At 42.4% G+C, this 17,508-nt stretch carries 16 protein-coding genes; 2 read left to right on the plus strand and 14 right to left on the minus strand.

The features are described from left to right. Nucleotides 1-21: 21 nt before the first annotated feature. Nucleotides 22-3,762: a S8 family serine peptidase gene (locus tag IEX80_RS24980; RefSeq protein ID WP_188834509.1), complete on the minus strand. Its 3,741-nt coding sequence runs from the start codon at nt 3,760-3,762 to the stop codon at nt 22-24. A 109-nt stretch (nt 3,763-3,871) separates the two neighbouring features. Then, the gene (locus IEX80_RS24985) at nt 3,872-5,521 is read right to left on the minus strand and encodes an NAD+ synthase (protein WP_188834510.1); all 1,650 of its coding nucleotides are present in this window, start codon (nt 5,519-5,521) and stop codon (nt 3,872-3,874) included. Nucleotides 5,522-5,666: 145 nt separating this feature from the next. Here IEX80_RS24985 and gldB point away from each other — a divergent pair, with 145 nt between their 5' ends. After that, a complete protein-coding gene (gene gldB, locus IEX80_RS24990) occupies nt 5,667-6,704 on the plus strand; it encodes a gliding motility lipoprotein GldB (RefSeq protein WP_188834511.1) in 1,038 nt (345 codons plus the stop codon). A 67-nt stretch (nt 6,705-6,771) separates the two neighbouring features. On the opposite strand, the gene IEX80_RS24995 is transcribed toward gldB, so the two are convergent. The 12 genes from IEX80_RS24995 to IEX80_RS25050 form a co-directional block, all read right to left on the minus strand. After that, nucleotides 6,772-6,969, minus strand: coding sequence for a hypothetical protein (locus tag IEX80_RS24995; protein ID WP_090530314.1), 198 nt, complete (start codon nt 6,967-6,969; stop codon nt 6,772-6,774). A 61-nt stretch (nt 6,970-7,030) separates the two neighbouring features. Then, entirely contained in the window at nt 7,031-7,243 is a 213-nt protein-coding gene (locus IEX80_RS25000) for a hypothetical protein (protein ID WP_188834512.1), read from the minus strand. Nucleotides 7,244-7,332: 89 nt separating this feature from the next. Continuing rightward, a complete protein-coding gene (locus IEX80_RS25005) occupies nt 7,333-7,884 on the minus strand; it encodes an REP-associated tyrosine transposase (protein ID WP_188834513.1) in 552 nt (183 codons plus the stop codon). 109 nt (nt 7,885-7,993) lie between these two features. Beyond that, nucleotides 7,994-8,470 carry an SMI1/KNR4 family protein gene (locus IEX80_RS25010; protein ID WP_188834514.1) on the minus strand — a complete coding sequence of 159 codons (477 nt, stop codon included), beginning with the start codon at nt 8,468-8,470 and terminating at the stop codon, nt 7,994-7,996. 119 nt (nt 8,471-8,589) lie between these two features. Beyond that, nucleotides 8,590-9,477 (minus strand): ATP synthase F1 subunit gamma, encoded by an 888-nt coding sequence (atpG, locus tag IEX80_RS25015; protein ID WP_188834515.1) that lies wholly within the window; start codon nt 9,475-9,477, stop codon nt 8,590-8,592. 146 nt (nt 9,478-9,623) lie between these two features. Then, on the minus strand, nt 9,624-11,198 hold the full coding sequence (atpA, locus tag IEX80_RS25020) for a F0F1 ATP synthase subunit alpha (protein WP_090530323.1): 1,575 nt from the start codon (nt 11,196-11,198) through the stop codon (nt 9,624-9,626). 42 nt (nt 11,199-11,240) lie between these two features. Then, complete coding sequence (gene atpH, locus IEX80_RS25025; protein ID WP_090530328.1) at nt 11,241-11,783, minus strand: ATP synthase F1 subunit delta; 543 nt, start codon at nt 11,781-11,783, stop codon at nt 11,241-11,243. 118 nt (nt 11,784-11,901) lie between these two features. Beyond that, on the minus strand, nt 11,902-12,393 hold the full coding sequence (gene atpF, locus IEX80_RS25030; RefSeq protein WP_090530331.1) for a F0F1 ATP synthase subunit B: 492 nt from the start codon (nt 12,391-12,393) through the stop codon (nt 11,902-11,904). A 112-nt stretch (nt 12,394-12,505) separates the two neighbouring features. Beyond that, nucleotides 12,506-12,715 (minus strand): ATP synthase F0 subunit C, encoded by a 210-nt coding sequence (gene atpE / locus IEX80_RS25035; protein ID WP_090530334.1) that lies wholly within the window; start codon nt 12,713-12,715, stop codon nt 12,506-12,508. 47 nt (nt 12,716-12,762) lie between these two features. Then, complete coding sequence (atpB, locus tag IEX80_RS25040; RefSeq protein ID WP_188834516.1) at nt 12,763-13,842, minus strand: F0F1 ATP synthase subunit A; 1,080 nt, start codon at nt 13,840-13,842, stop codon at nt 12,763-12,765. Between the two features lie 14 nt (nt 13,843-13,856). Continuing rightward, a complete protein-coding gene (locus IEX80_RS25045) occupies nt 13,857-14,243 on the minus strand; it encodes a hypothetical protein (RefSeq protein WP_188834517.1) in 387 nt (128 codons plus the stop codon). Further along, a complete protein-coding gene (locus IEX80_RS25050) occupies nt 14,240-14,470 on the minus strand; it encodes an AtpZ/AtpI family protein (protein ID WP_188834518.1) in 231 nt (76 codons plus the stop codon). Before IEX80_RS25050 ends, IEX80_RS25045 begins: the two co-directional genes overlap by 4 nt. 70 nt (nt 14,471-14,540) lie before the next feature. Between IEX80_RS25050 and porW the strand changes: the two genes are divergently transcribed. Continuing rightward, nucleotides 14,541-17,507, plus strand: coding sequence for a type IX secretion system periplasmic lipoprotein PorW/SprE (gene porW / locus IEX80_RS25055; RefSeq protein ID WP_188834519.1), 2,967 nt, complete (start codon nt 14,541-14,543; stop codon nt 17,505-17,507). The last annotated feature ends 1 nt before the right edge of the window (nt 17,508 follow it).

Consider the following 17,508-nt stretch of genomic DNA (forward strand, 5'->3'; position numbering starts at 1 on the left):
AAAGAGATTATCATCACCTGCCTAACGGGTGATGATAACTTTTTGCGAATAGACCTTCTGTCCAAGCAATACCCTAAGCACATATACCCCCGGCGTTTGCCTGCTCACATTCAAAATAGTGCTGTAATTACCCTGATCAATGTTTTGCTGCCCACCCTGGTAAACCGCTTCACCTAAAGCATTAATGAGGGATAATTTCATGGTGGTGGCTTCTTTGGCCGCAAATACCACGTTTAAATCAGTACTTACCGGTACCGGGAACACGCTCAACCCAATTTCATTTTTATTTCCGGCCTTGCCTTCGTGTGCGTAAACATAATTATCTGATTGAGCCAGGCAGCCATTGGCCAGTGTAACCTGCACCTGGTATTTTCCACTTTGTACAGGGTTGTAAGTTGCAGCGGTGGCCCCGCTTATTACATTGCCATTTAACAGCCACTGGTTACCATCGGTAAAGTTTGAGTTAAGCGTGTTATTGGTTTGGCTAATAAGCGGCTTGCTCAACGTTACCGCCTTACGTGCGGCCGATGCGCAGCCCAGGCTTTGCACCTTCATATCGTAAAAATAATAGTAGTACCCTTTGTAGGCGGTAGTATCGCCATTGGTTGCAGTGGCGCTGTTACCGGTAATGCTAAATATATTACCAATCTTAAACGGATAACCTGTTACCCCTCCGTTATTACGATATATGGTAGCTTGATCAGCAAAATCAACCGAAATCTGGTAATTGCCGGCACCTGGTAACGACAGGTTTAAATCATATACCTGTCCCTGATCGTTAGGGTCATCGGGCTGTGCGCCTGCCAGGGGGGTGGTACGGGTTGCAACAGCATTTATGGTAACCGACGATACAATTTGCCCGTTAGCATTAGATACATTAAATGTTATTTTACCCGAATTACCGATGTAAAGACGCGCGCTCTTAATTAATACCGGCACCTTAGTGTTTACGGTTATATAAGGGGTAAACTGATTATAACCACCAGCCGTAAACACACTTTTAGTAGCCGGACCGATTGTTCCGCTAAAATCATTAACGCCTGCATAGTAAGTATTATTAACCGGTGCCTGAGTTGTTAACGCTTCGCTTCCGGCGGCTATGGGCAATTCATCAGTTGCATTCTGATACCATAGTACAGTACCGTCACCGGTGCCAAATAACTCGTATTGATTGGTAGTGGTACAATAATAAGCACTCAGATCGCCAATAGTTGCCGGCGAATTAATGGTGATATTGGCTGTAACCGAATTATTGCTACTAACCGGATCGCCGGTGAGTTTACTGGTAGCGGTAATAGTATAGGATGCCCCTGCAACCGCATTAAACTCCTGGCTAAAGGTAAAGTTATCCTCGGCCAATGCGGGCAATGATGCCTTGTAGATCTCGTTGTAAGTAGTTGTAACATTATTGGCATTGGTAATGGTAACTGTTACCGGGATATTGTTTATGGCCGCGTTGCCAAAATTTTTAAGCCTCACCGTAACAGGTGTACTCGCCGAGCACGAACCACTGCTACCAGGGCTAACAATGGAAATAACGCCCGCGTCAATACTGGTTTGCAGAAATTGCACCCGGTAATCCTGGGTTTCGCCTTTGGTATAGCTGCCGCAAGCTTTAATGCTTGATGCATCGCCGGTTTCAGTAAGCACAACCCGCATCAGGCTATAAGCCCCGGCAGTTACTGTTCCCGGCACGGTAATGTTGGTATTATAGGTACCGGTTCCATTAATGATCCCGGTTGTTGCTGCCAGTTCATTATCTTCAAACACACCGTTAGCATTCCAGTCTATAAACACTTTTGCAGCTTTATTAAAATTGTTGCCGCAAGTACCAAGGGTGATGCTCAAAGGATACGTTTTAGCCTGCTCAAGCTGTACGGTAAGGTTGGTATAGTCCGAATAGCCTGTGCAGCCTGCAGCCGCGGTATTATCAATATTAGCGAGTTTTAAATTATCAACCTTTGAGTCGGCATTTGAGAGCGGAGCCGAAGCGCAGTAAGCAGTTCCCCCAACCCCGGTAACAATAAGCGAGTATGCCTGCGACCCGGATGACAAGCTTCCTTTATGCGATACCGTAATAGTATAAGCCCTGCCGGGAACCGAGTTAGGGATATATACCTGTTCAATATTATCCCTGATATTGTCCCCTTTAGTTGCAGCAAATCCAGGCTTATTAGGGTCAAGCACCCAGGGGGTAAAAGTTGTTGTACCGTCGCTCACCCTGATATCGAGGTCATTCACCAATTTAGGAGTTCGGCTGTTGATTACGCCTTCGGTGGTTGGCGTACCTTGCAGATCGGTCCATGATATGGTTGCGGCCAGTAAGCGGTTACCGGATGCTATTACGTTATAGGTTTGTGTTTGTCCCTGTTTAAGCGTTTTTTCGCTTACTATGCTTTTACCACCATTATTGGTTATGGCTTGTGCAGCCTCGGTCATGTTAAGCAATCCCCAGCCATAAATATAATCAGGCCCCACATTACCGGCATCAAAGGCAGTATGGCAAACCAACCCTTTCAATGTGGCCGACCGCATAAATGTTCCTCCATTTTGTTTAGCATAGTATTCCTGCAACAAATAAAGCGAGCCCGTAACATTAGGGGCAGCCATTGAGGTACCTGATAAAGTAGCGTATGAGGTAGTGTTATCAACCCCTACCGAAAGTACGTTAACACCATCGCCCACAATATCGGGTTTGATACGGCCATCATCCGTTGGCCCCCAGCTGCTAAAAGGTGCGATGGCTACATCGCTCCGGTTTTTTGGCCCATACAACAGCGGGTAAACTGCACCTACAGTAAGTATGTTTTTGGCATTGCCGCTGGTGCTGATAATATCATAACTATCATTATTGCTGATCCCGGCAGGGCGGGCGCCTTTGTTCACAAAAGTTTGATCGGTTTTACTTTTGTAACCATAGTAGGTTTCGCCTACCGCGGGGCCGTTACTTGTGCGCTCGTTACCTGCCGATTCAACAATGAGGTAATATGGGGCAGTATAAGCTATCTTATCCCAGTTGGCTGTTTTTGAGTCGTAGAAGCCAAAGTTATAATCTACCGTGTCGCCTGGTAAACCATTCCATTCCCAGCGGCCGGCCGAATCATTATAATCCCATCCCGTTACTACCCCGTATGAGTGATTGGAAAGTAGAAGATTGGCAGCAGCGGCACTCATGGTGGTTTCATCATTATTAAAATCGTATGACTGAAGCGTAGTTGCTCCAAACGACATGCCCTTAGCCGGTGCATAAATACCTTTGGCAATCATGGTACCTGCCACGTGTGATGAATGGTCATTTACCGGTTCGGTTGTTTTTAGTGTGATGGTTTTGCCTGCAAATTCCTGGTGGGCTTTGTAAACCGCGCCGCCATCCCATATGGCCAGTTTATTGGTTAAAAAGTCTGATGAGCCGGATAAATTTAAGCCCAACGAACCGCCGGGCTGCAGGGTATTAGTACCTGTGGTGGCTGCCGCGGTTGTATTGTTATGCGTAATAAGATATATAGGGAACCCTAATTTATTAACTCCCTGTAAGGTAACCAGGTTGCCGTTTTTTGTACGGCGGGATAATGTCCATCCATGCGTGGACGCTAATGACACTGCCTTGTCGTGAGATGCTTTATAGTTTGTGAGCGATTGCTGTGAAATATCGTTAAGCTGAAGCCTGTTCTTTTCGCTGATCAAAGGCTGTTGGGCCATAGCGTCGCTTACTGCAAACAACAGCAAAAAGCAAAAAGAAATAATTGTGTAAAGTTTGATCATTGGTTTGAAAGATAGGCAATTTTAAGAAAAATCAACCTCAACTAAAACAAAACAACCAACGCTTTACAATATTCGTAAACTTGACAATTAAAGAGTGAAATTTTAGCTGTTACGACAGGTATTTACCCACAATAGGCATCCTGCGGCCCATACCAAATGCTTTTGGTGATACCCTTAAAATAGGTGGTGTTTGATAACGCTTATGCTCGGCCGAATTAGTAAGTTTGATAACCCGGCGAACGGTTGCCTCGTCATATCCCATCCTGATGATCTCGGCCGATGAGCAGCGATTTTCGATATACTCGGCCAGAATCTTGTCAAGCACATCGTATTCGGGCAGCGAATCGGTATCTTTTTGGTCTGGCCTTAACTCGGCCGATGGCGGTTTAACGATGGAATTGATCGGTATGATCTTCTTATCGCGATTAATGTATCGGGCAAGCTCAAACACCTGGGTTTTGTAAACATCGCCAATAACAGAGATACCGCCGCACATATCACCATATAAAGTGCCATAGCCTACAGCGGCCTCGCTCTTGTTACTGGTGTTCAACAAAATGTACCCGAATTTATTGCACATCGCCATTAATAAAACAGCCCTACTGCGCGATTGGATATTTTCCTCCGCGATATTAAAAGGCAAGCCATCGAACTGCGGATTTAACGCTGTTTCAAACGCTTCTGTAATGTTTTTAATGGGCACTATTTCGTGCTTGCAACCAAGGTTATCAACCAAATCCTGAGCATCTTTCAATGAATGGTCCGTTGAAAAGCGTGAAGGCAGTAATACAGCCATCACATTTTGAGGCCCCAGCGCCTCTGCCGCCAAAGCGCATACCACGGCCGAATCAATACCGCCCGACAAACCTAAAATTGCTTGTTTAAAGCCCGATTTATAAAAATAATCGCGGATGCCAAGTATAACGGCCTGATGGATCTGCTCAATATCGCCCGGACGCTCGGTTTTTATCGTTGTTGGATGATCAAAGCTTAGCGTGTTATCTTCAGTTAAGGTATAATAAGCCATGCTTTCCTCAAAATAAGGCATCTCATCAATTAGCTTACCTGTATTATCAAACACCAACGAACCTCCGTCAAATATCAGTTCCGTTTGGGCGCCAACGTGATTAACATACAACAATGGCAACTTATACCGGCTGGCGTTATCACTCAATATCTCAATACGCTCCTCATCGTGATTATAAGCGAACGGTGACGCAGCTATATTGATCATTAGGTGCGGGTTTTGATGAATGAGGGTATCCATCGGTCGGGTAACGTATAGCGGGTTTTCGATGGTATTCCACAGATCCTCGCAAATAGTAAGCGCTATTCGCTTGCCTTTAAACTCAATACAATTAAACTCGGTTGAGGGCTCAAAGTAACGGTATTCGTCAAATACATCGTAATTAGGCAGCAAGGCTTTGTTTACCACTGCTTTCACCTCGCCATTCTCAATAAAATAAGCAGAATTGCTCAGATCTTTACCCTCTGTTTTATGGTTGGGTGTTGGTAAGCCTATGATGCAGGCTATATCAACACATACTTCAGCTATCTTTTTAGCAGCTTCATCGCACAGGCCTATAAATTCGTCAAACTCTAAAAAATCGCGCGAAGGATAACCGCAAACACATAGCTCGGCAAATACAACCAGGTCGGCCCCGTTATTTTTCGCCTTGATAATATGATCAATGATTTTATTGGTATTCGATTCAAAATTACCTACGTGATAGTTGAGCTGGGCTAACGCGATTTTCATAGTATATGTATATTTTAGTCTTAAGTCGCAAGTCTTTAGTACAAAGTCAAAAAATAAGACTTTCGATTTAGGACTACCGACTATTGACTTAACAATAGTAGCAACATTAATGCAAATAAATTTACTTTTGCCTTAAAGGATAAAGATGAACCCTACCCGGCATATAGCAAAGCAAATTTACTTAATTTTTTCCATCGGCCTGATATTAAGCAGCTGTACCCGCAACAAAAAAATTGATGTAAGCAATATCAACGTTAATTTCAAAATTGAACGGTTTGACCACGATTTTGATGCCATGCGCAGCAAACCCATGGCCTTACAGGCTGCTTACCTGCAAAAACAATACGGCAGTTTTTACCCTGATTTTATCGAACGCATTTTACAGGTTGGCAGTACCAAGGATACCACCTATTTTAAACCACTTCGGCAGGTATTCGCGGGCAAAGCCTATAACGACCTCAAGCACGACGCCGATGCCGCCTTCCCTAATATGGACCGGCAGAACGCCAGCCTTACCGAGGCTTTTAAATACATTAAATATTATTACCCTCAAAAACCGCTCCCGCGGGTATATGCTTATATTTCCGGTTTCCAGGCACAAACTACCATTGGCGATGGCTACTTCGGCGTCGGAATAGATTTGTTTCTGGGTACGGATTCACGTTTTTATCCTTCGCTTACCAATGCTTTTCCGCATTATCTTTCCAGGTGGTTTACGCCTGATAATATTACGCCCCGCGTTGTTGAAGGTATAGCACGTGAGGACATGTTTCCAGAAGATGACAATGACAAAGCACTCTTGAATAAAATGATCTATAACGGCAAGATCATGTACTTTATGGACAAGATACTGCCCGATGTGGCTGATAGCACCAAGATCCGGTACACTACCGAACAACTAAAATGGTGCCATGAATTTGAAAGTAAAATCTGGGGATACTTTTTAGAACAAAACCTGCTGTACGAAACTGATTATCAAAAAATCCAAAAATATCTTACAGAAGCCCCCTTCACTCCCGGCCTTGGCGAAAAGAATGAATCGGCACCGAAACTTGCTGTGTGGACGGGCTGGCAGATAGTAAGGAAATATATGGATAAGCACCCTGATGTAACGCTACCCCAGCTGATGGCCGATAAAGATGCCCAAAAGCTCCTGAACGAATCGGGGTATCACCCCAAATAAAAGGCACAAAAAAAGCGTCTTCAAAATGAAGGCGCTTTTTTTATATCATTTCCCTTTTACAGGTTTATTACTTCATAATTGCGAAAACGCATTTCAAAGCGATCAGGATACCAATGATCAAAATAATATTTGATATAGAAGTAAACATGAAGCCTGTGTTGGCATCGCCGGCAAAACGCAGGAACACGCCTACTATACCGATAACAATAGCTACAGTTAATAATTTGTAATGACCTTCTGCGTTAGCATTTTCCATTGATTCCATGGTACCTATTTTTAATGTTTGCGCAAAAATAGAAATGTTTACCGAAAAAGCGACAAAGTTTTTATGATTTTATGCTGCTGGCAAACCAGGTTGGGTGTTTACGCTTGTAATAGCGGTACAGCACCCATAAAACTACCGACAGCACGACAAATACCCAAATGTTTGCCAGGCCTAACAGCAATTCAACAAACAAGTGCCAGCCATTGCTCAAAGCTATCATCAGCCTGTTAAAAAATGGCAACTGATAGGCAGAAGGATCGTCGTTGGCTATCATTTCCTGGTTGATAAAATTGCTTTGGTAAAAGCCAAGTACTGGTCGAAGTTTAGCGATAGCGTAACTTCGTCCTAAAATGTGTTAAGCTTTCAGCTTAACTTAATAATGGGTAACAATCCATCTTCATCCAAATAATAATCCTTTGCACTGCTGTATAAATAGTTTGGCGGATAATCCACAGCACCGGATTCAACCGGGTTACTATGCAGATAATCCAATCTCTGTATAAGCATCTGATGTGTTGATAATTCAATAGGATGGTTATTTTGCTGCCAAAACTGATATTGCTCATTGTTGACATTCCGTTTTCCTGCACGCTCAAACATCCATAACAGCCATTCACGCCTACTCTCCTGAATATTTTCGGCAATGGCTCTTAAAATTGCTTTAGATGTATGTCTTTTTAAATCACGCAAAATATCTGATAAGTTACCTTTTTCTGTACTGATGATCAAATGCACATGACTCGACATAATACACCATGCATACAACTCCAATCCCTTATTTTCTATACAATATTTAAGACTATCAATTATAATATCACAATAAATTCGTCTTACAAAAACATCAATCCAATTTACGGTGGCAAAGCTTACAAAATAAAGTTGATCATGTTCGTGAAAGATATATTTACGGCCCATTGATACGAATATAGATTTTGCGGTTTGGTTTCGCAAGCAGAATGCTTGCTTGATTTTAGGACGAAGTTACGCTGTCGCTAAACTTCGACCAGCTTTCGAGACATCCTTTCTAAAATGGATTGTACCCCTTAAGCACAATCTTAACACTCGATTCTATATATTCTGAAAGTGTCGAACCAAGCTCGTGAATCCAAGGATCTTTATCCAATAAAGCTTGATATACAAATGGATCGCCATCTTCATCCAAATAAACAAATAGAAACTTCTCTCCATAATTATACACATCAATTATAAAGAAGGGCCGGGTTATGCTAAGATTTCGATCATCATCGATCAACCAACTACGCGCTTCTTGCTGCATATCTTCTAAAGAATCAAATGCACCGTATTCCAAAACATAACAGCTTTCACCAGCTATCGATAATAACTCCTTTAATGAAGCTGGAAAATCCCGCCCGTTATTGTATGAACTTTCAAGACTCTTAATTTCAGCATTCGAAAGAGGTTCGTTTCTCAAGAAGTATTCAGAACCCTGCGCTCTTACAATAGGATTTCTATTCAATAGCTTTAAATATTTTATCCTCATTTTCTTTATTCATTTGTGGCCTTAATAAAGGTCAAAATTTAGTAATAAAATAGTAATCCACATCCAACAAAAAAGGCTCTCCTTCCGGAAAGCCTTTTCTATATAAAAGTATTTTAAACTTAGTTACCGCCTGAAAGGGCTGCAGCACCACTTACGATCTCGGTAAGCTCGGTAGTGATGGCTGCCTGACGTGCCTGGTTGTACGAAAGTTTCAATGATTTCAAAAGCTCACCGGCATTTTCGGTTGCTTTATCCATCGCTGTCATACGGGCACCGTGTTCAGATGCGTTTGAATCCAATACCGCACGGTAAAGTTGGATTTTGATATTTTTAGGGATCAATTGCTCAACAATTTCCTGTTGTGATGGCTCAAGGATGTAATCAACATTAGCAGCTTTTACTTCTTCCTTTTTCTCTGCTTTTGGCACCGGCAGCAATTGTTCTGTAACAAGGTACTGAACAGCCGCATTACGGAAGTGGTTGTACACCAGCTCCACGCGGTCATAATCGCCGTTAACAAAGCCTTTCATGATAGCTTCGGTAATTTTTGAAGCATTCTCGAAGTTAAGGTCCGAGTACAGGTCATTATTATTACCAATTACGTTGTACTTACGCCTTTGGTAAAACTCCTGGGCTTTTTTACCGATAGCTACGATAGATACGTTACCGGCAGAAAGCTGTTTAGAATATTTTTCGGCTATAAGGTTATTGGCTGTTTTAATAACGTTGGCGTTAAAAGCACCAGCCAAACCACGGTTTGATGATACCACAACTACCAATACACGTACCGGCTCACGCTCCTGAAGATAAGGAGAAGTGTTATCCTCCAAACTTGCAGACAGGTTAGCCAGCAGGTCCTTCAACTTACTTGCGTAAGGGCGCAGCTGAATAATAGCGTTGGTAGCACGTTTCAACTTAGCAGCCGAAACCATTTTCATAGCCTTGGTGATCTGCTGGGTTGATGATACAGATTTGATCCTGTTTCTTACTTCTTTTAAATTAGCCATTCTTTATTGAGATGTGAGATTTGAGATATGAGATTTGAGATAGCCTCACATCTGCACTTTCAATCTGTTTATCTAATTTATATAAAGATGGCAGATGTGGAAGAGACCAGTCTCATATCTCACATCTAACATCTCCAATCTAAAAATTAATACCTTGCTGAGAGTTCTTTAGCTACTGTTTCCAGTACGCCGGTAAGCTGGTCGTCAAATTTACCTGCTTTAAGGGCCGCTAAAACTTCAGGGTGACGAACTTCTAACTGATCGGTAAATTCGGTTTCGAACTCCCTTACTTTATTTACCGGTACGTTACGCATTAAGTTTTTAGTACCAAGGTAAATGATAGCAACTTGTTTTTCTACAGTTACCGGAGAGTACTGACCTTGTTTCAGTATCTCTACGTTACGGATACCTTTATCCAACACGTTTTTGGTTGAAGCATCAAGGTCAGATCCGAATTTTGAGAAAGCCTCAAGCTCACGGAACTGAGCCTGGTCAAGTTTCAAAGTACCGGCAACTTTCTTCATTGATTTGATCTGCGCGTTACCACCTACACGTGATACAGAGATACCTACGTTGATAGCCGGACGAACACCTGCGTTGAACAAGTTAGATTCAAGGAAGATCTGACCGTCGGTGATAGAGATTACGTTGGTTGGGATGTATGCAGATACGTCACCAGCTTGTGTTTCAATGATTGGAAGAGCTGTTAATGAACCACCACCTTTAACGATGCCTTTGATAGACTCAGGAAGGTCGTTCATTTGCTGAGCGATAGAATCATTTGAGTTGATTTTAGCGGCACGCTCTAATAAACGGCTGTGCAGGTAAAATACGTCACCCGGATAAGCCTCACGGCCCGGTGGACGACGTAACAACAATGAAACCTCACGGTAAGCAACAGCTTGTTTTGACAAGTCATCATAGATGATCAAAGCCGGACGGCCTGTATCACGGAAGTACTCGCCGATAGCTGCACCTGCAAACGGAGCAAAGAACTGCATGGTAGCAGAGTCTGAAGCGTTAGCAGCAACTACGATTGAGTAAGGCATAGCGCCGTTCTCTTCAAGCGTACGAACGATATTAGCAACAGTTGATGCTTTTTGTCCGCAAGCTACATATATACAGATTACAGGTTTACCTGCATCATAAAATTCTTTTTGGTTGATGATGGTATCTATACAAACCGCAGTTTTACCTGTTTGACGGTCACCGATAACCAACTCACGCTGGCCACGACCGATAGGGATCATCGCATCGATAGCTTTGATACCGGTTTGTAATGGCTCGGTTACCGGCTGACGATAGATTACACCTGGCGCTTTACGCTCAAGCGGCATTTCGTAAGTTTCGCCGGTGATTGGGCCTTTACCATCAATAGGAGCACCCAAGGTATCAACAACACGGCCAAGCATGCCTTCGCCTACGTTAATTGACGCGATCCTGTTGGTACGTTTAACGGTATCACCTTCCTTGATATCATCAGATTTGCCTAACAATACCACACCTACGTTATCTTCTTCAAGGTTAAGTACGATGCCTTGCAATCCAGTGCCAAATTCAACCAACTCGCCCGACTGTACTTTAGTTAATCCATAAACGCGTGCGATACCGTCACCCACCTGGAGTACAGTACCCACTTCTTCTAATTCAGATTCTGACTTGAAGCCGGCCAACTGCTGACGCAAAATTGCTGATACTTCGTCTGGTCTTACCTCTACCATTGTTTAAAATTTATTTAGAGTTTTACTTTTAATACTTACTTATTATGCCTTTACAGCAAATTCTTTTTTCATTTTCCTCAGGCTTGCGGCAATACTGGTATCAACCTGCCTGTCACCTATAGTTAACACAAAACCGCCTATCAAAGCCGGGTCAACTTTAGTTTCCAGCACTACTGTACCGCCAACTGATTGTTGCAATTCGGCAACCAATGTTTTCTTATTAGCTTCAGAAAGCGCAGTAGCTGATGTTACCTTAGCTTTGGTGATATGGTTTTTAACATTGTACAGGTTAATGTACTCGCCGGCGGTAAAATATAATACTTCGCCGCGGCCTTTGTTAACCATCAGCTTAAAGAAAGCGATAGTAGTTTTGCTAACCTTATTTAAAAATATCTCGTCAAGGATCTTGATCTTTTTTGAGTGAGATATAATAGGATTAGCCAATACTGCCACCAGTTCGGGGCTGCCCTTCAGGGTTTTTAAGAAAAGGTCCATATCGGCTTTGACCTCTGCAACAATTCCTTGTTCCTGTGCAAGATCAATGATCGATTTGGCGTACCTGGTTGCTACCGTGATTTCTGACATGTTTTTTTATTTCGGATTTCGAATTTTCGATTTCGGAATTTTCAATTTGAATTTCGGTTTTTAATTGGTCAGCGAGTACGGGAATAAATCCGAAATCCCACGTCCCAAATCCGAAATTTTATAACTTCACTTCTTTCAATAATTGGCTAACCAATTCGTCTTGTTGCTGCTGATCTTCAAATTGCTTGCGAAGGATCTTCTCAGCAATCTCTAAAGATAAAGTAGCTACCTGGTTTTTTACATCGGCCAAAGCAATAGCTTTTTGGTTGTTGATTTCAACACGGGCAAGCTCAATCATACGTGCACCTTCTTTATGTGCAGCTTCTTTAGCATCAGATACGATTTGCTCTTTAGCTTTGCGCGCTTCAGACAGGATCAGGTCGCGCTCGGCACGGGCTTGTTTAATCAATGATTCGTTTTCATTGGTTAAACGGCTCATTTCCTCTTTGGCAGCTTCTGCTTTCAATAATGCATCTTCAATTGAACGCTCACGATCGCCAATGGCGGCCATGATCGGTTTCCAGGCAAATGCCCTCAGTAAAATAAGTAAGAATAAAAAGGTTACGGATGTCCATACAACCAAACCCCAATCAGGCATTACTAATTCCATTTTTTATATATAACTGTGTGACTATAGTTCCAAATTAACTCATTCATTCAATTAAAAACCGGTGTGCAACCAACCGTTACACGGCCCGGTTCTTATTTTTTGCGGGTAATAATTAGTGGTTACCCAAAAGTGCAACGATCACACCGAAAAGAGCAACACCTTCAACAAGTGCCGCAGCGATGATCATGGCAGTCTGAATTTTTGAAGCAGCTTCCGGCTGACGAGAAATACCTTCCATCGCTTTACCACCGATTTGACCGATACCAATACCAGCACCGATAACTGCTAAACCTGCACCTAATGCAGCAATACTTCCAACCATTGTTTTTAAATTTAAATGAATATAGTGTTATTATTAATTACAAATTATTAATGATGATGCTCTTCAACAGCGCTGCCAATAAACAACGCGGTAAGCATTGTAAAGATGAAGGCCTGTAAGAAAGCTACCAGCAACTCAAGCACATCGATAAACAAAGCGAAAGCTATTGATACCGGCGATACCCAAAGTGTCTGGAATATAAAGATTAATGAAATCAATGCCAATACGATAACGTGGCCCGCCATGATGTTTGCGAACAAACGCACCATTAACGCAAAAGGCTTTGAAATGATACCGGCAAGCTCAACTATCCACATGATAGGGTAAAGCCAAAACGGAACGTCAGGTGCAAAAATGTGTTTCCAATAGTATTTGTTACCATTAAAATTAACTACGATAAGGGTAATAACAGCAAGCACCATGGTTACCGCTATATTACCGGTAAGGTTTGAACCTCCGGGAAAAAACGGCACCATACCAATCAGGTTATTGATCAGGATAAAGAAGAACATGGTTAACAGCAACGGCATAAACTTGGCGTATTTGTAACCAATGTTTGGCAACGCAACCTCATCGCGGATAAACAGGATAAGCGGCTCCAGCAATGACTGTAAACCTTTAGGTGCTTTACCTACACGCTTTTTATATGAAGCGGCAACGCTAACAAATATGATGATCAGCAATATTACCGACATCCACATGGAAAACACGTTGCGGGTAATTGACAAATCAAAAATCTTTGCGGTTTCATCAACGGTTGTACCATCGGCGCCAACAACTTTAATTTTGTCTTTAATTAAAGCATAATTGTGGTATTTACCCTGGTGGGCTTTCTCACCATGCTCGAATTCAGAAGCCGAAAATACTTCCAGTCCGCCGTCTGTATAAAGTATAACAGGCAAACCAATAGCAACCTTACCACCTATGTGAAAATAGTGCGAATCGGCAATGTGTTCAAGAATGGCTTCATTAGGGTCAAATTTTTCCTTTTCTTTACTTTCAACAGTTGTTGATGACTCATTTTTTTCTTGTACAGCGTTAGCATTTAACGTTACAAATAGCGAAAAAACGCCTAAAATGATGCTTAAGGTAATTTTTTTTGAGTTCAAAATATGGCTAAAATCCATTAGCAGAGAGATTTTTACTTTAATTTTTGGTTGCGCAAGGTACGTAACAAACCGTAAATTTCAAAGGCGAGGTTAAAGAAATATACGTAAAAAAAATTAGCAACAAATATCACCCCATTTACTTTGATTTTAACTAAAAAAAACAGGCAAAAAAACATGCAGGTCAAAAGCTTGATCATGGTTGCCCCAAGGAAGGTTTGAGCATATATTTCCTTGTTAATTTTGGTTACCATCAATATGGAAACAATGGTGATAAATGTGAGCCCGGTTACAAAAGCATATATCATCCAGAAATGAGGATCGAGCCAGGCGGCATGGGTTGATTTGCTTAACAGTAATGGCGGCACAGCCATGATAACCGCAAACAGCAGGAATGATAAAATAACAGTGCGCAGTTTCAATTTTTAACAGATCTGATAACGATAAACAAAGCAATGAATACCCCGATAAGGGCAAGTATGGCAGTCGCCCATTTTACATGATGTTTGCCGGCTTCATCAATTTTATAACCGGCAAATGTAAAAATGCCGATGATAACCACCATCTGAAAACCGATGCTGCTGTATTTAGCATAAGCGCTTAAAGGCTTGCCTACCTCATCTTCGTTATTTTGTTCATTTTCGGACATGCGCAAATTTATTAAACCTATTGCATAATCTTTAGTATTTTAGCAATGCTTTTTTAACTACCATATAGCATTGAAGCGATTATCATCATCCTATAAACCAAACACCAGCATTTTTTTTCTGTTTGCAGTTGTATTGATAGCGGCCGGTTGCTCGCTTGAAAAACAAAGCGGGTTTAACCGCACCGTGCAAAACCTCACTGCCCACTACAACATATTATTTAATGCTAACGAAATTTTAAGGCTCAAGCAGGAAAGCTATGCAGCATCCTTTCCCGATGCTTATAGCGAGCTATTAAATGTATATCCCGATACCACCGTACAAACAGGTACACCTGATAAGGACCTGGAAGAAGCTATTGTAAAAGCCAACAAGATCATCAGCATTAAAGAGCAGAGCCATTATTTAGGTGATGCCTATTTGGTGTTGGGAAAAGCAAGATATTTAGAAGCTAATTATTTTGATGCGGTAGAATACTTCAACTACGTAACCCGTTCGTTCGGCAAGCAAGCTAATTTAAAACAGGAGGCTTTGGTATGGAAAGCCCGCGGGCTTATGTACCTTAACCAGTTACCTTTAGCTAAACTGGTAATTGATTCGGCCATACAGGATATCAACCCTAAAAAAAATATTACTGCTGATGTTTACGCCACCAAGCTGCAATATGATATCTTAACCCAAAACTATGCCGAAGCCGAAGAGATGGCTAAACTGGCCATTAAATACAGTTATGTCAGCAATCTCAAACTCCGCTGGATATTTATCCTGGGCCAATTACAGGAACTCAACCTCAAGCCGGCCGATGCCTATGAAAGCTATACCCGCATAGTTAAAAGCAACGCCAGTTTTGAAATGGCATTTAATGCTAACCTTAACAGGATCCGCATCCGCGACAATCAAAACGGTGTTAAAGCCAGTAAGATCGATCTGCTACGTGCCCTGCTTAAGAATGAAGACAATACCGATTTTTACGACCAGATCTATTACCAGATTGGTGAACAACAGTTCAAAGCCGGCGAAATCGACAACGCCCTGAAAAGTTACAAGAAATCGGTGCGGGTTAGCACCAAAAATCAAAACCAAAAAGGGCTTTCGTATTTACGTATTGCCGATATCAACTTTAAAAACAAGGCCGATTACGTAAGTGCCAGGCTTTATTATGACAGTACGCTCAATAACCTGTCGATAAATTACCCGGGATACCGGATCATCCGCAAAAAGGCCGATAACCTGCAGATCCTTACCCGCCTGCTTGAAACCATCTCGCGCGAGGATACCCTGCAAATGCTTGCTGCTTTGGATGATAAAACCCGCGATGCCCGTATAGATGAAATGGTAGCCCGCAAAACACGTCAGCAGCAACAGGCCGCTTTGGAAGCCACCGGTGCCGCTGCCAATGTCAATAACGGCACTATGCCAAATACCTTCGACAGGAACAGTAATTCACCTTCCTCCAATAAAAACAGCGGTAGTACATTTTACTTTTACAACAACAGCGCCGTAAGCCAGGGCTATAACGACTTTAAGCGTTTATGGGGCAACCGAAAGCTTGAAGATAACTGGCGCCGCAGCCGGCGTTCAAATACTGGTATTCCTACAGCCAATACCGGCATTGGCTCACAGGTTAATGATCCGGATGCTCCGGTTGGTAGCGTAGCGTACAATAGCACAAATGTATCGGCCGGTACTTTCAGGCAGGACTTGGTTAAAAACCTGCCTCTCACCCCTGCCCTTTTGCAGCAATCCAATTTCAAGATCTACAACGCTTATTTTGAAATGGCCAATTTTTATCGTGATGTATTGGAAGATAAAAAGGAAGCCATTGCCACTTACGAAACTTTGCTTAGCCGCTTTCCTCAAAGCAGCGATAAACCTTCTATCTATTATAACCTTTACAGACTTTATGCCGATATCGATGCGACAAAATCAAACGATTACAAGAACAGGCTGCTTAAAGAGTATCCGGAAAGTGTATTTGCTAAAGTAATTCTCGATCCGGATTATGCACGCAAGCTGGCAGATGTAGATGCTGTATTTAACGGCTTTTATAACGAAGTGTACGATCAGTATGCTCAAAAGCAATACGCAAAAGTGATTGAGAAAGCAAATGATTTGCTTAACAAATATCCTGACAACCGGTATGCAGCGCAGTTATACTATCTGAAAGCTATTGCTGCCGGGCATATGGAAAAGTTGCCGCCATTTCAGGCCGATCTGCAGTTAATCGCCGCAACATATCCGCAGGATAAGCTCATCGCCCCACTGGTAAACCAACACCTGGCCTATATCGATTCGAACAAGGTCGAAATAGCTGCGCGTCCGGTGGTATTATTTAATGATGATCCTAACGAGGTCCCTTTTACCCCACCGGTAGCATATCAAAAACAAACAGAATACCGTCCGCCATATACCCCATCGGCACAAAATGTAACTCCCCAGGAGCGCCTGCCCGAACGGGACACGCATATAATAGCCGGGGCTAAAACATCGGCACCACAAATTCAGCAGGCTGCAATTCAACAACCAAAACAACTTGCCGTAGGCCAGATCCCTTTACCGCAACACCAAATGCCGGATACTTCAAGGGATATAGCCACGCAGCCGGCACCTAAACAAAAAGATACTGTGGCTACGGTTCACCCGGCCGCCATTAACAATACACCAGCGGTAAACTACATATTCAGCAAGCGCGACAGCAGCAACTATTACTTTGTGATAAATGTATCCAGTGGTACAACTAATCTGGCTTCTACACGTTTTGGAGTAGGGCAGTTTAACCGTACACGATACACCCGTAGCGAAGTAATCCACCACGTTAAAAGCGTTGGCGAAAATAACCAGCTGATATACGTTGGCCGTTTTTACAGCCTTGCCGATGCTAAAGATTATGCACGTACCATTGTACCTCTGCTACCCGATATTATGAAGGTTCCAAAGGATAAATACAGCATTTTTATCATTACCAAAGAAAATCTGGATAAATTAGCAACCCAAAGTATATTGGATAGTTATTTTGACTACTATCAGAAATTTTATTAGA

This window comes from Mucilaginibacter rubeus (assembly GCF_014643835.1).
Classification (GTDB): domain Bacteria; phylum Bacteroidota; class Bacteroidia; order Sphingobacteriales; family Sphingobacteriaceae; genus Mucilaginibacter; species Mucilaginibacter rubeus.

What these genes read in the sequence shown, in the direction of transcription:
- atpF (WP_090530331.1), bottom strand. Translation starts at nt 12,393, where the DNA reads ATGGAATTAGTAATGCCTGATTGGGGTTTGGTTGTATGGACATCCGTA.
- atpB (WP_188834516.1), bottom strand. Translation starts at nt 13,842, where the DNA reads ATGGATTTTAGCCATATTTTGAACTCAAAAAAAATTACCTTAAGCATC.
- IEX80_RS25010 (WP_188834514.1), bottom strand. Translation starts at nt 8,470, where the DNA reads ATGAGGATAAAATATTTAAAGCTATTGAATAGAAATCCTATTGTAAGA.
- IEX80_RS25050 (WP_188834518.1), bottom strand. Translation starts at nt 14,470, where the DNA reads ATGTCCGAAAATGAACAAAATAACGAAGATGAGGTAGGCAAGCCTTTA.
- IEX80_RS24985 (WP_188834510.1), bottom strand. Translation starts at nt 5,521, where the DNA reads ATGAAAATCGCGTTAGCCCAGCTCAACTATCACGTAGGTAATTTTGAA.
- IEX80_RS25005 (WP_188834513.1), bottom strand. Translation starts at nt 7,884, where the DNA reads ATGGGCCGTAAATATATCTTTCACGAACATGATCAACTTTATTTTGTA.
- atpG (WP_188834515.1), bottom strand. Translation starts at nt 9,477, where the DNA reads ATGGCTAATTTAAAAGAAGTAAGAAACAGGATCAAATCTGTATCATCA.
- atpE (WP_090530334.1), bottom strand. Translation starts at nt 12,715, where the DNA reads ATGGTTGGAAGTATTGCTGCATTAGGTGCAGGTTTAGCAGTTATCGGT.
- IEX80_RS24995 (WP_090530314.1), bottom strand. Translation starts at nt 6,969, where the DNA reads ATGGAATCAATGGAAAATGCTAACGCAGAAGGTCATTACAAATTATTA.
- IEX80_RS25000 (WP_188834512.1), bottom strand. Translation starts at nt 7,243, where the DNA reads ATGATAGCCAACGACGATCCTTCTGCCTATCAGTTGCCATTTTTTAAC.
- IEX80_RS24980 (WP_188834509.1), bottom strand. Translation starts at nt 3,762, where the DNA reads ATGATCAAACTTTACACAATTATTTCTTTTTGCTTTTTGCTGTTGTTT.
- atpA (WP_090530323.1), bottom strand. Translation starts at nt 11,198, where the DNA reads ATGGTAGAGGTAAGACCAGACGAAGTATCAGCAATTTTGCGTCAGCAG.
- gldB (WP_188834511.1), top strand. Translation starts at nt 5,667, where the DNA reads ATGAACCCTACCCGGCATATAGCAAAGCAAATTTACTTAATTTTTTCC.
- atpH (WP_090530328.1), bottom strand. Translation starts at nt 11,783, where the DNA reads ATGTCAGAAATCACGGTAGCAACCAGGTACGCCAAATCGATCATTGAT.